This window comes from Paenibacillus sp. JT22N12, assembly GCF_056269365.1.
The window spans coordinates 1052101-1068159 of record NZ_JBWDNU010000001.1; the positions used below are offsets into that span (position 1 = coordinate 1052101).

At 50.3% G+C, this 16059-nt stretch carries 12 protein-coding genes; all 12 read right to left on the reverse strand.

Annotation, left to right across the window (positions count from 1 at the left end; genetic code table 11):
- Positions 1 to 15 precede the first annotated feature (15 nt).
- Positions 16 to 1749 (reverse strand): histidine kinase, encoded by a 1734-nt coding sequence (locus AC0YOA_RS04345; RefSeq protein WP_475785559.1) that lies wholly within the window; start codon positions 1747 to 1749, stop codon positions 16 to 18.
- 1080 nt (positions 1750 to 2829) lie between these two features.
- Positions 2830 to 5535, reverse strand: coding sequence for a UxaA family hydrolase (locus AC0YOA_RS04350; RefSeq protein WP_475785560.1), 2706 nt, complete (start codon positions 5533 to 5535; stop codon positions 2830 to 2832).
- 309 nt (positions 5536 to 5844) lie between these two features.
- Positions 5845 to 6654, reverse strand: a complete 810-nt coding sequence (locus AC0YOA_RS04355; protein WP_475785561.1) for a class I SAM-dependent methyltransferase — start codon at positions 6652 to 6654, stop codon at positions 5845 to 5847.
- 184 nt (positions 6655 to 6838) lie between these two features.
- Positions 6839 to 7603 (reverse strand): SDR family NAD(P)-dependent oxidoreductase, encoded by a 765-nt coding sequence (locus AC0YOA_RS04360; RefSeq protein ID WP_475785562.1) that lies wholly within the window; start codon positions 7601 to 7603, stop codon positions 6839 to 6841.
- Positions 7604 to 7671: 68 nt separating this feature from the next.
- Positions 7672 to 8511, reverse strand: coding sequence for a carbohydrate ABC transporter permease (locus AC0YOA_RS04365; RefSeq protein ID WP_475785563.1), 840 nt, complete (start codon positions 8509 to 8511; stop codon positions 7672 to 7674).
- 2 nt (positions 8512 to 8513) lie between these two features.
- Positions 8514 to 9443, reverse strand: a complete 930-nt coding sequence (locus AC0YOA_RS04370) for a carbohydrate ABC transporter permease (protein WP_475785564.1) — start codon at positions 9441 to 9443, stop codon at positions 8514 to 8516.
- Between the two features lie 122 nt (positions 9444 to 9565).
- Positions 9566 to 10912 carry an ABC transporter substrate-binding protein gene (locus tag AC0YOA_RS04375; protein WP_475785565.1) on the reverse strand — a complete coding sequence of 449 codons (1347 nt, stop codon included), beginning with the start codon at positions 10910 to 10912 and terminating at the stop codon, positions 9566 to 9568.
- A gap of 61 nt (positions 10913 to 10973) precedes the next feature.
- Positions 10974 to 11783: an SDR family NAD(P)-dependent oxidoreductase gene (locus tag AC0YOA_RS04380; RefSeq protein ID WP_475785566.1), complete on the reverse strand. Its 810-nt coding sequence runs from the start codon at positions 11781 to 11783 to the stop codon at positions 10974 to 10976.
- Complete coding sequence (locus AC0YOA_RS04385; protein ID WP_475785567.1) at positions 11783 to 12781, reverse strand: sugar phosphate isomerase/epimerase family protein; 999 nt, start codon at positions 12779 to 12781, stop codon at positions 11783 to 11785. The genes AC0YOA_RS04380 and AC0YOA_RS04385 overlap by 1 nt, the downstream gene beginning before the upstream one ends.
- A 30-nt stretch (positions 12782 to 12811) precedes the next feature.
- On the reverse strand, positions 12812 to 13582 hold the full coding sequence (locus AC0YOA_RS04390; RefSeq protein WP_475785568.1) for an SDR family NAD(P)-dependent oxidoreductase: 771 nt from the start codon (positions 13580 to 13582) through the stop codon (positions 12812 to 12814).
- Between the two features lie 96 nt (positions 13583 to 13678).
- Entirely contained in the window at positions 13679 to 14671 is a 993-nt protein-coding gene (locus AC0YOA_RS04395) for a zinc-dependent alcohol dehydrogenase (protein WP_475785569.1), read from the reverse strand.
- A 60-nt stretch (positions 14672 to 14731) separates the two neighbouring features.
- A complete protein-coding gene (locus AC0YOA_RS04400) occupies positions 14732 to 15892 on the reverse strand; it encodes a mandelate racemase/muconate lactonizing enzyme family protein (protein ID WP_475785570.1) in 1161 nt (386 codons plus the stop codon).
- Positions 15893 to 16059 lie beyond the last annotated feature (167 nt).

Genomic DNA, 16059 nt, shown 5'->3' on the forward strand with positions numbered 1-16059 from the left:
GATTGATCCCTCTCTTCAGGCATTGTCTTCGCTAACTGAAAGCGGTCTGATGTTTATTCGATTGCTAAGCTTTACTGTAATGATCGTTCCCTTTCCCACGGTGCTTTGAATCGAGACTCCATAGCCCTCTCCATATAAATATTTCGCCCGTTGATGCACGAGCTGTATGCCAAGGCCCAAACCTTCCTCTGGGTCCTCCTGCTCGCAGGCCGCAAGCAGCTGCCGCACCCTCGCCTCGGGTATTCCAATCCCGTTATCCTCCACTTCAAACACCAAATCATCCCTGCTGATCCGATAACCGCGAACGGAAATGTGTCCGCCATGCTTCATATCCTGAAACGCATATTTGAACGTATTCTCAACCAACGGCTGAATGACCAGCTTAGGTATTTTGTCTTCCCATATTTCGGGATGGATGTCGAAGCTGTAATTCAATTTATCTTGAAACCGCATGTACTGAATCGTTAAGTAGCTTTCCAACTGGTTTATATCCTCCCGTACGGTGACAAAATCATTGCTGTGAGAGATGGAGTAGCGAAGAATATTGGATAAGGCAACGATCGAGCCCCCAATCTCCTCCTCTCCTTTCATAATCGTTTTCCAGTAAATCATATCAAGGGAATTATAAAGAAAATGAGGATTAAGCTTGGACAGCAGGCTTACGATCTCCGCTTCCCGATGACGCCTTTGCTGCTGAAATACCGTTTCGATCAAGCCTTGAACCCGATCCACCATGTAATTGAATTGGAACATGATCGCGCTGAATTCGTCATTGCCTTTATGCTCCAGCTTTACGTTCAAGTTTCCCTGCTGAATGCTTTCCATGCCTTTAATGATCTTCTTCAGAGGCCGTAGAATAGCTCTTGCCGACATCATTGCGAATGACAGGATCGCCGCCAATATGGCAATGACCATCAAAATGAAAATCCGGTTGAACTCGTGGATCAGTTGTAAAATCTCAGCCTGTGGAACGATTCCTACCAAGGTCCAGCCGGTTTCGCTCATGGCATATTGCCCTCTTGTGCTGCTTCTGCCGGCTTTCTCCCGCTCATTCAGGGAGTTCCCAATCTGCGACCGGTCTTTGGCATACAAGATGGTATCGTCTTTCACCAAATAAATTTTGCCCTGCTTGCCAAGCTGGACATCGTCAAGGAAGCTGAAGAATGAATCGCTCAAGCTGATTTGCAGAATGCCGTACCTTTCGGTTTCCTGAATGGGTAAGAATGCCGATATCTGACCGGGTTCCGCCCGGGATTCCTTCCATAGAATCTTTTCTGGCTGCAAGCCGGAAGTGTCCGTCATCATTCTTTGGATGTCGGCGTCTGCAGTGAATACCGGGTTTGAATAGTACAGATTAATCGGAGGCTGACCGTCGACCGGATAAATGCACATATTGTCAATCCAGCTTAAATTCGCCGTTCGTAAAATTACGTAGCTGATTTTATACTTCGCAATCGTATAGTTGATGGATCGTCCCTTCAGATCCGCCAAATAATTTTTGACGACCTGATCTTTCCCGATCCCGATCGCCATCGTCTGGAACTGTTGAAATTGCATATCCACCCGTTGTCCGATCTGATAAACGGTTCCCTGGAAGTATGTTTCCGATTTATCCAGAATGATCGAGCGGATCCATTGCTGGAAAACTCCGATCTGAAGTACAAAAATCATGCTTGCAAAAATAATGAAGAAAATAATAATCTTCGATTTCAGCGAACGTATTTTTATTCGTCTCCCAAGTGATATCATAATTTTCCTATATCGTCCAAAAAAGTAATTTTAATCCTCTCCCTTCAGCTCAATCGTGTTTTGTAAACGATTACAATTTAGTTCATTGTAATTCTAGTACTCCCTTTCCGAACCCGTCAAGATTATAATTAACCGGCAAGTCGGCCAATATCCTACCGGAATACCGGAATCAGACATTAATAGGCGCTAGCTTCAGCCACCACAATGATTCCTTAGTCAATGTGCGCCAAGAACAGAAAAGCCTAATCTTCAGTTTTGAACTGAAGATTAGGCTCGTTTTGTTAGTGGGAGATTTAGCTGATCTAAGGGGACATCATCTTACTGCAATCCCCCTTCAGGTCCAGGCGGCCTGCCATGCCTTGACGCTGCGCTTGTATGGCGTCTCCTAATATTTAATATGGGAGCGAAACCGCTGCCCGATGATCTAAAGTTCCGCTCATGATATGATAATCCTATTGCTTAATACTCTTTATGTCCCCATAAGCCAATCTGAGACCGTCCCACGTGGCAATAAGTTCGTTAGTATCCAACTCATGAAGACGAATGACGGTATAGTCATACAGGTTATTATTCGCTGCACAGTGAATGATGCGGTCTATATAATACTGTCTTGTATTCTCCAAATTTAAACATCCCCCTTGAATTATTTGAATTCAATGATTTTCAATTGTTTCAATAATCATTGCTTGACGAAGCTTCGAGCAAAATAAGTTGGGCGACGATTAGTAAAGATTGATTTTACCGTTAATCTGTATGTCCTCTATCGAAGTTGGATGAAAGAGCAGAAGCACGTTTAACTTTTACTCTTGTTGCTTTAAACCCAATATAAAACGGATTCAAATTTATATCAATAGGTAGATCAATAAAACAAAAAGAGTCGAGTACTCCAATACTCGACTCTTTTATCCATTTATAACGTTAGCTTTGGCATACTTAATCCCCAACAACTTTATTTAGAATCAAACTACCAGGGATAATCAGAGGAAAAAGGTTGCTGAAAACACTCCCCCGGATCTAGTCCCATCAATCTATTTGCCAATATCATTTTATCCAGCATTGAAACCTCACCTGAGGTCCCATTCACAACGAAACACCCAAAAATCCGCGTGTTAATTGAAAATCAATATTACCCTGTTGATAGAGACGCGGAGTATAGCTATGCTCAATGATTTGCTTAGATGCTTCCAGAATCTGATTGGTCCAAGCGGCCGGATTCCCGGTAAGCAACAGATCCAAATCATTGGGATAGGTTTGCTGCATAGTCGGCTCCGATGCCACTTGCAGCATCGGCACGAACGGATGTGTCTGCATTGGGCGACGGTGGACGAGCGCAATAATTAACTCTACACCCGTGGCTGCTAAGCCCGTTACGGTCTCCACCCAATGCTCGGTTGGGGTTTCCATGATGTGGAAACCTGTGAGGCGGGCATGTTCGCCATACGCTAATGACGGCGGGACATTGGAGGCATTAAATAAATTATCACGGAAAGCTGGCTTTGAAAGCAACCCGCTGTTCTCGGGGATAACCACCATACCGCCTTCGCCAACAATCATCCTTGTCAACTTGGCCAGTTGTTCACTATCTGCGTCTGTAACGGAACCATCACTTATGATGCCAATGCGTAATGCTTCCAGACCAACAGTCTCCTTCGTGGTTGGCCCAGTCGCGGACAATTGATCAACAAACCACGCTTCCACCTTCCGGGTTACCTTATCAATCCCGCCGTCAAGTTGAATACTAGCAAAGCCAAGACGGCTGGGATCAACCCCCCTCTCCTCCATCTCGTGACGCATATAGTCATTGTGGGTTTTCTCACAGCCATGCTCCAGTAACAGACAATGCTGAACTAGCGGATGGGCAATATAGCCGATCATAGTGCGGGCATACAACTGTTCGGGTTGACCAGCCGAATTACCGCATCCTTCCGTATGAGCCAAGGCCACAAAGCGTGAGATGTGCTCAGGTTGCCCAAGCCCCTGTTTGTTCAGCTTCAGAGCAATCATATTCGCTACCTGCCCGGCACAAAGACTCGTGGGCAGGATTAAGCCAATGTGGTCACTGGCTCGATGGCCGTTGTGACGTGTTAATGTGAATCGGAAGGGATTTGGATCCGCGGCTGCATCTGTTTGAATCGCAATAGGTTCCCCTGTCGGCAGAGGTGCATGGAGCAATATATCAAGTTGGCTGGAATCGGTTTGCCGCCAGTTGCGCCAGATCTGCACCTGTGAGTGGCCAGCCTTCTCGCCAACACTGCGCTGACCGGAGGCTATTTGTAACGAAAGTTCAAAGGCTTGCTTGCCCAACTCATCCATGGATACACCTTCTAGGTACTGACCGGCGTTGACATCCATATCATTGGCTAATAATTCGAAACGACGCGTTGTTGTTACCACCTTGACTGTCGGTACAAAAGGAAAGTTGGTGATCGAGCCATTGCCTGTCGTAAAGAAAATCAGGTTGCAGCCTGAAGCCACCTGACCGGCAATGCTCTCGAGGTCATTACCCGGGCTATCCATAAAATAATATCCGGATTCTTTCATGGGCGCACCATAGTCTATCGCATAGTCAAGGCGGGTGGACGGGTCTTTCTTGAGGGCAGCACCAATGGACTTGAGGTAGATATTATAAAGGCCGCGATATTTATTACCACCGGATGGGTTTCCTTCAGCGTTAGCGCCATGCCAAGACGTGCGCTCCTTGAATTCTTCTAAGAACGTTAAGAATTTACGGGCGGTTTCCACGTCGCGTACCTTCTTCAAGACATAGGGCTCTGCGCCAATTAATTCATCGGTTTCAGCCAGACTGGCACTGCCGCCGTAATTTATCAATTCCTGTGCAATCCAGCCCAGCAGCGGATTAGCAGAAATGCCGGAAAAAGCGTCTGAGCCTCCGCATTGTAATCCGATTTTTAGATTGCTAATGGATTCAGGAGTCCGCTCCATGTCATTGACCGTTGGCAGCCAATCTTGCACAATAGCTTCCCCTATGTTCAGATTATCCTGAAAGCCGCCTTTGATTGACAGAAACCGATGCAGAACTTCATCCAATGGATAATTGTGTTCGCGTAAATACGTTTCTACCATCTGGTTGGTCACGGATTCAATGCCATAATCTACTATCAAGACCGCGCCTACGTTGGGATTGACGATAAATCCGGCCAACGTGCGCAGCAATAGCGCCAGGTTATTAGGTTGTTCAGTGCCCCCCTCAGTATGCGCTGCAGGGACAATCCCATCTACTTGGGGAAAGTTCTTCAGTTGCCCTTGCAGACGAGCGGCAAGCTGCTTGACATAGCTGCCCGTGCGTGAGGTTGTGCCCAATAAGACAATTGTGTTGCGGGTACCGACACCGCGGGCTTGGCTGCGCCGGTAACCCAGGAAGGTGCGCGTTTCCGGGTAAGGGGGCAATGCTGGAGCCGGTTGAAAATTCATCTCGTCGAGAACATATGGAGGAACTTGATCAGAAAAATTGGGCGCCGCCGGCAGCGCAAATTTCAACGAACGCACACTAAGCGCCTCCAACACACTTTTGTTGATCACATAATTGCCGGGCTGTATGGATTGCAGAGCCACACCAAATGGTAATTCCCACGAGAATAAGGCTTCACCAGGAGCTATCGCCTTCACCGCAAAGCGATGGCCTTCCATGACCGTATAATCCAAGGTCAGGATTTGGCCTTGATAATGAATGATGGAGCCGGCGTCCAGTTGTCGGGTCGCTACTGCGACATTATCTCCTAGTAAGGGAAGTCTACCCACTTCGTCAAAGTTAAAAGATGCGTTCATAGATTTCTAACTCCTTATTTAAGTTTTCGCTTGAATTAAATATAAATCCGTTAGCTCGCTGGTCACCAGCGGGAAGAGTTGAAACCGATTGCAAAAAGTCGAAATCGAAACTTCGCTTCGACGCATGTTCATGCAAATATTGTATCATAAGTTGAAATAACTAGCTGATATTTTCAACTTGCATCCAATTACTTATATCCGTCCTCATATCCATTCCTCCCATGAAGTTTAAATTGCAGACAAACAAAATCAATTAAAAAAATTACGGCTCAGCATCTGATCGTCGGGATTTACACTCTGTGTAAATTTTTATATCTTCTTTAAAACATTTGGATAATTATACCAGATAAACTCAATCCAGGGCGGTGCTACATTTGCAAAATGTCCCCAACTGCCAGGCAATGACTCAGTATCGTTGCTTTTAATCTCGGAGAAGTAAGCAAGAAGAAACCCTTCTTTAATTAATCCATTCATCATTCTGCTTAATGTTTGCCTGTATTCTCTCGGTTCTTGGATTTTAACAGGAGACTTGGATTGATCATACACCCACTCTTGATCCGGATAAGAAGTCACTGTTTCATCTTCATATGGATGTTTTAATGTGTAACCATCCCCATTCCAATCCTTGTGGGTTACTCCTGAGAAGAAAGGATTAGCGCACATCAGATGATAGAGTCCGCCCGCTTTGAGAACACGGGATACTTCATGAAATACAACCCGTGAATCCGGAACAAACGTAAGGGAATACGGATGCCAGACTATATCAAATGAAGCAGCGTCGAAGCAGGATAAATCCCGCATGTCACCCTGATATAAATTAATTCTGATCCCATAATGTTCAGCTGCAGCTTTATCACGTTCCAATTGGGACGGGGAAATGTCTAGGACCGAGACCAAAGCGCCGAGCAAAGCAAATGCAACTGACTGTTGCCCTCCACCACTTGCCAGACAAAGAACCGTCTTTCCGGATAAATCCCCATTAACTCCCAGCCTATCCAATCCCAAATAATCACGGGCTGTCTTTTTATCAAGATCTAGCTTTGGTCGCGTGAATAAGGCATTGGCTTCAGCCAAAGCTTCCCAGCGGGCGTGATTATATAAATAGACATCATCCTTCAATACGACACCTCCTAAAATGGATTTTATCATCAAACTAATATCTTAGGCAGAGATTTATTTTACTCAGCCATGCTGCCAGTTACATCCAATAGACTGAAAAGAGGAGCTGCCCCGGGCAAGCTCCTCCAATATCGTGTCCGCCAGCTAAATTAACATGGATGTGCAAATCACATGCTTACGCTTCTCACCGAAGGCTGGCTCCCCCGTCCACGGTCAGGATTTGGCCTGTTATCTGACCTGCCAAATCCCCGGCCATGAACACGACCGCGCCGGCAATATCCTCTCCAGTCTGCATCCTTCCAAGCGGCATACGGTCACCACGCTTGTCGATCTCTTCTTGATCCATGCCCAAGGCTGTCAAGCGCTCAAGTTCCCCATCGGACATTACCCAGCCGGGGTTGACGCAATTGACGCGGATACGATGTTTGGCCAGTGCCCGGGCCAAATTGCGTGTCAGGGTGATGATGCCGCCTTTGGAGACGGCATAAGCCATCGTCGATTCTTCGCCCATCCTGGCGTGGAGGGACCCGATATTGACCATGCAGCCGCCGCCGCGCTGTATCATTCCGGGCACTGCTGCTTGACTCATCAGGTATGCCCCCTTCAGGTTGATGCCGAGCACCTTATCCCAGAATGCCTCATCGGTGCCAAGCAGGTCTGCCCTTGGGAAGATTCCCGCATTGTTTACCAGTACGTCCACGCCGCCGAATTCCAGATCAGCTTTGCGGATAACGCTCTCCGCCTGCTCCGGAACGGATACGTCGCATTGAATAAACCGGACTGCGCAGCCTGCCTGCGCCCACTGAGCAGCATCCTCTTCTCCGTTTTCAGCGACGTCGGCGATTACTATTCGTGCACCGTACCGGACGAACTGTTTCACGATTGCGCGTCCGATTCCCTTCGAGCCGCCTGTTACGACTACCGTTTTCCCCTCAAAATTCCAATCCATTTGGCGAATAGCGCATTCCCCCTTTTTCGATCCCGCTTGTCAGTCCAACCAATACCTATGTCTCACCATTAACCTTTTATGCCAGTTGTCGAAATACCCTCCACAAAATGTTTCTGAGCGACGAAAAACACGAGAATGGACGGGATGACAGATACGAGCGAGACGGCAAGCAGCTGACCCCACTCAACTTTATACTCGGAATCGATAAAAACCCGCAGCGCCACGCTGACCGTATAATGCTCCGCTGAGCTCAAATACAGCAGCTGCCCGAAGAAATCATCCCAGCTCCACAAAAACGTATACACGATAACGGTCACCAGCGCCGGTTTGACCAGCGGCAGTATGATTCTCAGAAAAATGCCCAAGGACGAGCAGCCGTCGATTTTTGCGGATTCATCCAGCTCGCGCGGTATTCCGCGGATAAACTGCACCATCAAAAAAACGAAAAACGCGCCTCCGCCGAAAAAGTGGGGCAAAATGAGCGGAAGGAATGAGTCTACCATTTCCAATTTGTTGTACATAATATACTGCGGTACGATGGTCACTTGTCCGGGCAGCATGAGGGTCATCATCAGCAGGCCGAACATCAAGCCCTTGAGCTTGAAATTGATCCGCGCGAACCCGTAGGCTACAAGCGGCGTTGTGATCGCGGCTCCTAGCACGCACCAGAATTCAAGCCAAAGCGTATTGCCAAAGAATCTCGTAAATGTGAAGGACGGGAATGATGTCCAGCCGTTATAGAAATTCTCCCACATCGGCCTGGAAGGCCAGATGGCGGGAAGCGGCATCTCGGCATTGCTTTTTAGCGACGCGCCAACCCACCAGAATACCGGATACATCATCAGGAAGGAAAACACGAGCAGTATGATATGGTACCGTAGCGAGCCGCGTCGGATAGCGAAGGTCATTTTTACTTCCTGCCTCCTTCCGATTCATAGAATACCCAGTATTTCGAGGCGTAGAAATTGACGGCTGTCAAGAGAGCGATCAGAAACAGCAAGAGCCAGGCCAATGCCGATGCGTAACCCATTTCAAAGTTTTTGAATGCTTTGTCGTAGAGCATGAGCGCATACGTATAGGTCGAGTTTGCCGGTCCGCCGCCCGTAATGATGAACGCCGAGTTGAACATTTGGAACGAGCCGATTATGCCGAGCACGAGATTGAAGAACATAACCGGCGATAGCATTGGCAGTGTAATATGGAAAAACTGGCGAATCTTCGATGCGCCGTCCACGCCCGAGGATTCATATAAATCCCGCGGTATTTGTTTTAGGCCGGCCAGGAAAATGATCATGGTGGAGCCAAACTGCCAAGTCGCGAGCAGAATAAGCGTGCCCAGCGCGGTATTCGGATTGGAGACCCAGCCGATTCCTGTGATCCCGAACCATCCCAGCATATGATTGACGTAACCGTCCATGCCGAACATGTTCTTCCACAGCACCGCCACCGCGACACTCCCGCCGATTAACGAGGGGATGTATACCATGGTCCGATAGAACGAGATGCCTCGAATTTCCCGGTTAAGCAAAATCGCCACCATGAGAGAGAAGAACAATTTCAGTGGAACGGAGAACAGAACGTATGCAAATGTGACGCCCAGCGACTTCATAAAGATCGGATCCTCGCCAAATATACGGCCGTAATTTTTCGTACCGACCCACTCCGGGTCGCGAAGCAGCGGATAGTCCGTGAAGGAAAGATAGAAGGATTGCACAATCGGCCATAAAGTCAGAAGCAGAAAGCCGACAAGCCAAGGCGAGATGTACAGGAAGCCGGCCAAATTGTTTTCGTCCGATATCCGCTTCCGTTTGAAAAAAGCATACCAGCGACCTGAAGCCAACTTTTTTGTCCTTGTCGAGTTCAATTTGCGTATCACCTGCTCTCGATAAGATTCGGGATGGGACCAAGACTTGCAAACTCCCGGTCCGGCCCGATTTGTTCCTTCTGTAGGCTTGTGTCTGCTTAATTCACTTCGGCCATCTTACCCTCGGCATCCTTCGCGGCGGCCATGATTCTATCGAAAGCCTTCTCAATCGTCTGCTTATTGAACATGACGGCTTCCATTTCCGATAGATATACTTTCTCAAAGTCCTGCGCGCCGGCCGGGAGCGGATAAAACTTCTGGCCCATCTCACGCCCTACGTCCAGCATCTCTTTGCCAAGCTTCTGTCCCGGCTCGAGACCGGGCTCGATCGCTTTCCAAACTTCCTCGTTCAAGGGAATGCCCCGTGCCGTCTCCATGATTTTGCCCGCCTCCGGATCCTCCAGGAACCACTTGGCGAACTTGAGGGCCTCGTCTTTGTTTTTGGAATTCTCCGCTACGCTCCAGAACAGCGTCGGCTGCGACCAACCGCCGCCCTGCGCCGCTGTGGGATCATTTACGACAGCAATCTTCCCGGGCATCAAATTCTCCACGACGCCAGCCGAGGCAACGGTGGCTCCTGTTACAAGCACGGCTCCGGAAGCGACCGGATCCAGCTGCGGGTCGCCTTCTTTAAAGCTGATCGTCTTGTCGGGCGGCGGAACGACTCCTTCTTCGCGGTATTTCGCGTACAGCTGCTGCAGGCTCATCCACAGGTCTTTATCAATGTGCACCGTGCCGTCTCCCGGGAAGACGGGGCCTTTACCATTTGCCATCTGGTAGGTCTGGAAGGGGAACCATAGCCGGGAGAGATCCTGAATACCGTACCGGTCTTTCGGAAGCTTCTGCCGCGCCTCCTCCGCAAACTCGAAATATTCATCCCAAGTCCAATTCTTATGCGGCGGCGTCAGGCCGAACTTCTCGACATCGGCTTTATTATAAATGTATCCGCCGCCATTCAAGCTGGTCGGAATGCCGTACAGCTTTCCGTTGAATTTAATCGCATCCAGCAGCTTGCTGTCCACGAGGCCGGACAGGTCGATACTCGAGACATCCATCAACTGCCCGCGTTTGACGTATTGCTCCATGATCGCCATGTCCATATGGACGATGTCAGGCAGATTCTTGGCAGCTGAAAGCGTTACCAATTTATCGAAATAGCCTTGGACGGCAGCATATTCCGGTTGAAACTTCACATTCGGAAATTTCTGCGAATAGAGCTCAAGCACCTTTAACGTATTGTCATGCCGCTCCTGCGACCCGCCCCACATGATCCGCAGTGTGACGGGCTTTGCTTCCGATTGTTCGCCACTCCCCTCTTCATTCGCCTTCCCGCTGCCATTCTCTTCCGTGCCGGAGCTGGTATTTCCTCCGCCGCACGCCGCCAGGAAAACCAGACTGAACATGAGCGAAATCGTCAATGCGCGCTGTACGTATAGTCCGATCATCTTCATAAAACCTCCTCCAGGTAATGAAGTGCCCTATTCCTGCAACATGTACCGGCCCTCCTCAAAACTCGTAGCTGCCATCCTTGGCGGCGAACTCATAGGCCGCTCTCGGGATTTGGGTCGCAAGCTTGCCTCCGCTGATATCGATCATCGTTCCGGTAATGTAACCTGCATAGTCGGATGCGAGGAAGCAAATCAAATAAGCGACATCCTCCTTTTTCCCCCAGTACCGCAGAGTTAATGTATCCAGAAGACGTTCCTTGCGGTCCTGCGGCAAATCGGCAAAATGGTTCATATCGGTCGGAATCATCCCCGGAGAGTAACAGTTCGCCGTGATGTTCCAGGGACCCAACTCACCTGCCAGCACGCGCGTGAATTGATGAACGGCCGATTTGGAAGCGGCGTAGGCAGCGCTTCCATAAGACGGGATGATGGCCGCGAAGGATGCCGCGTTGATGATCCTCCCCGATCGCTGCCGCTTCATGACCGGAGCGACTGCTTTGCACATCAGGAAGGTGCCTTTCAAGTTGATATCCATATTGAGATCCCAGGTTTCGATTTTCAGTGCATCTATGGGTCCCCCGCTTGCAACTCCCGCATTGTTGACGAGAATGTCGATACGCCCACGCTGCTTTATCACATCCTCGATCACTTCTTCGATGCGGGCATAATCCCGCACATCGCACTCGTACGGATAGGCCTGTAATCCTTGATCGGCGAGCTCCTTTGCAGCGTCCTCCACCAGGGACCTGTTCATATCCAGTAAAATGGTGATGACGCCCTCATTGGCGAGTGTACATGCTATTTCCTTCCCGATCCCTCTTCCCGCACCGGTTATGACGGCCACTTGGCCGCTCAAATTGATATTCACTAAGAAGCCCCCTTCTTCGAAATGTTCTGGTCCCGGATAAGCTGATGCACATAATCCAGACTTGCCTGCAGCTCCGCATTCTCGTACGCGACAATCGCTTCCGCCGGCTCGCCTAACTCGTATGGTGTCCGCCATTCGTCAGGTGACGTCTCCGCATTTGTTTGAACATACCGGATCGTCTTGGCCAGCTGATGTGCCAAGCGGGGTGGATATTCCGGCCAATAGTCGTCGGCGAGCACGCGTATATGCCGCGCTTCAAGAGCGCCGATCTCGATAGACATGGTAAGATCGGTCATCGATGATTTCCGGAACACATTCAGGAGCGCCGGGAAATCCAACACGCCCTGCCCGATCGGGCACCGAACGAGCCTGTATCCTTCGCTGCTGAGGAAGCACCTATAGTCCTTCAAGTGCACATGCTTGATATAAGGCAGGATTTTCTCGGCAAAATCAACCGGCTCTTCTGCCGTAGCCAGCGGATTGCCGGTGTCGAGCGTAATACCGAAATGAGGTGAAGCGATTCTTTCGCACAGCCAGATCAATTCTTCGGAGGCAAGGTCTTGATGGTTCTCGACAGCAAGCACGACCCCTTTCTCCTCGGCCATTCGCGTTGCCGCTTCAAGCCCACTCAATACGTTCTGGAGAAACGGCTTCCATTTGCCCGCCATTTCCCTTCTGTCGCCGCCAATTTTTGCTCCTCCGACTACGGTTCTAACCGTTGCCGCACCAAGCTTAACCGATAAATCGAATATTCCCGAAAGCTTGCTCGGATCATACCCGCCGGATGCGATCGTGATATACATATCACTCCTGCGCGCCCTCTTTGCAATCGCGGATAGATCGGCTCCTTCCAGAAGGTACGGCGGCAGCTCCACGCCCCGCAATCCGCAGTTCTCCGCCTGATCCAATAATTGGCCCGGCGTAAGGGGCGATCTTCCGGAACGGGGGTGCAGCCCCATCGCATAAGTGGTGCCGAACATAGACAAACCAACTCGCATGCTGTTCACCTCTTCTTCTTTATTGAAGAACTATTTTGCCGTCCAGCCTCCGTCCACAGTAAGCGCCGATCCGGTCATAAAGCTTGAGGCTTCGGAGGCCAGAAAAAGGGTCGGGCCCGCGATTTCCGAAGGCTTGCCCCATCGTCCCATCGCAATATTGTCCAAAAACATGCGGTTCGCTTCCGGATTGTTTATGACTGCTGTATTGAGCTCCGTCGCAATCGGACCCGGGCATAACGCGTTAACCGTCACGTTATGGGCGGCGAGTTCGAGCGCCAGTACCTTGGTCAACTGAATAACGCCGCCTTTGCTTGAACAATAAGCGCTTCGTTCCGCCAGTCCTACGACGCCCAGCATGGATGCAATATTGATGATTCTGCCGTATTTCTGTTCTTTCATTTGTCTGGCCACCGCCCGGGAGCACAAGAACGGCGCCTTCAGATTCGTGCTTTGCACCAAATCCCAGCTTGCCTCGTCATACTCCTCGATCGGCTTTCGAATATTAATTCCCGCATTGTTAATCAGAATGTCGATCCGCCCGAAAGCATCGGTTGCAGATCGCACCATCGCTTCGACATCTTCTGCATTCGTTACATCGGCCGCAAGTCCGAGTGTCTCTTTGCCTGTTGCCTGTGCCAGATTCGCCGCCGCTTCTACCGCTTTCTCCTCCGTGCGGCTCGTTATGACGACGGCCGCTCCTGCTTCAGAGAGCGCCTGCGCCATCACCAGGCCCAATCCGCCTGTTCCTCCGGTGATCAGCGCAACCCTGCGGTCCAAATTGAATAGCTCCGAATAACCCAATTTATATTCCTCCATTCATAGCAGATTCCCGGTTTATGCAGGCGTGTACAGTCATTATGGACCTCGCTTCGTCCTTCCCTTATCCACCTGTTAACATCAGCCGGGCGCCAGCAAAATTTTTGCCGTTTTGCCCGGGCCGTAAATCAGCTTGTCGAAGCAAACGCCTCCCTCCTCAAGCGGCGCCAGGCTGGTCCACGGGCTCAGCCGTACTTTTCCCTGGGCGATCCACTGCAGCGCATCTTTAAAATCGGCCTGGTTATAGGCGAAAGCGCCGTAAGTCCTGATTTCGTCACGGATCATCTCATTGACCGGCAGCTGGCTTTTGTCCTCGTGCAAGCCTGTAAAGACTACACTGCCGCCGGGTTTAACCGCGCTTATGCATCCGTTCCGGGTAATCTGCAGACCGACCGCATCTACCGCAGCATCAAAGTCGTTGATCCCCCTTCTGGCATCTATTCGGGTCGCCGTTAAGGCGCCAAGCTCCCTCGCGATCTCCAGGCGCTCTTCATTGAGGTCAATGACCGTAATATCCTGCAAACCGAAGATTCGGGCGGCTTGCAGCGCAAGAAGCCCGATCGGACCTGCGCCCATGATCAGCAGCCTGTCGCTGGGATACAGCTTAATCAGATTGCAAATATGAACCGCGCACGCAAAGGGCTCGGTGTAGGCGCCTTCATCAAACGATACATGAGGCTCCAGCAAATGGACATTTCGCTCCGGCACGACGACGAACTCGGCAAACGCGCCCGGAAGGTGAGCCCCGAGCAGCTTCCGCTCCGTGCATAACTGCGCCGCGCCTGCCGTGCATGCGAAGCATCTGCCGCATGTGACAAGCGGATTGGCTGTAATCCGGTCGCCCACATCGACAAGACTTACGCCGCTGCCAATTCGCTCAACTGTCCCGGAGAATTCATGACCCATAATAAGAGGGGGCTTGCGCAAGGAATTATGTCCCAAATAGCCGCTCAATTCGGATCCGCAGATACCTGCGCGCACGACCCGTATAAGCACCTCGTCTTCACGCGGTTCGGGAACCGCCGCTTCGCGGACAGTCATCTGCTTCGGTCCCTCATATATCAGTGCTTTCATGCCGTACCTCCTAAAGCGTTTTCAAAGAAAACGCTGCTTCGTAAGCATTGCTTATTATCTTCATTGGCTTCTTTCATCCACCAGCGCTCTCTTCTCCCAGCCCTGCTTGAATAGCGGAAGATAATGACCGGGATGATACGGATGCTTCGCGATCTCTTCCAGGTTTAAATCAACGCCGAGACCGGGCAGCTCCGGAGGTTTGATATAACCTCGTTCAACCTTGCAAGCCGGCTCAAGGACGAATTCCTCCCAGGGCTCGTTAAACTCGTCAAAAATTTCATGAAGATAGAAGTTCGGCGTCGCCATATTCAAATGTGCGCATACGACGGAGCAGAGCGGACCTTGCGCGCTGTGCGGCGCAATGACGCCGTTATGGGCGTGAACCATACCGCATATTTGCTTGGATGCCGAGATTCCGAGAAACTGCGGTTCAAGCTGAATGATATGGACGGCGTCGTGCTTGAGCAGTTCTGCGAACTGCTCTCTGCAGTAGTAATCCTCTCCGCAGGCGATCGGCACCGGGCTTCTCCTTGCCACTTCCACCATGGAGGAGATGTTCTGCGGAGGCACGGGTGCTTCGAACCAGGTCGGGTTGAAAGAGCGCATGGCTTCGGCGAACTGCAGTGCTGTATGGACGCTGAAGCGGTTATGGCCTTCGATCAGGATATCCGTATCCGGGCCGACTGCGTCGCGGACAGCTTCGATGATGTCAAGAGCGAGATTGAAATCCTTTTTCTCTACGGTTCTCCAGGCACTTCCGAACGGATCGAATTTCAGCGCCGTGTAACCCCTTTCAATAACGACCTTGGCTTTTTCGTAAAAGTTGTCCGGGGTTCTCGGACCGCGGTACCAACCGTTCGCATAACAGCGCAGCTTATCGTGGCATTGACCGCCAAGCAGCTTGTAGAGGGGCTGGCCGGAAGCCTTGCCGATGATATCCCAGCAAGCGGTTTCAACCGCTGCCAGAGCCGATCCTTGAATTTGTCCTCCGTTCGAATAAACATCCCGCAGCATTTTCAAGGAGATTGTCTCCACATCGAAGGCACTTCTGCCGATGAACAGATGCTTCAGTTCATGGATGGCCGCCTCGACCGTCTTCGCAAAGCCATTCAGCGTTCCTTCGCCGATGCCGTACACGCCCTCTTTCGTATGCAGCTTGACGAAAAGCCAGTTCTTCCAGGGATTGCCCACGATAAACGTTTCCACATCGGAAATAATCACTCATGGTCACCTCATTTCATTTCTATATTAGAAACAATGTTTCTAATTTTATGGCTATAGTGTATGTGAAGAGTGAATAGTCTGTCAATTGTTTTTGTGCAGATTGACTGAATCTCGTGCTGAGCTATAAAATAACTATATACTCTATTGTTTTCGAAGCTGCCGCA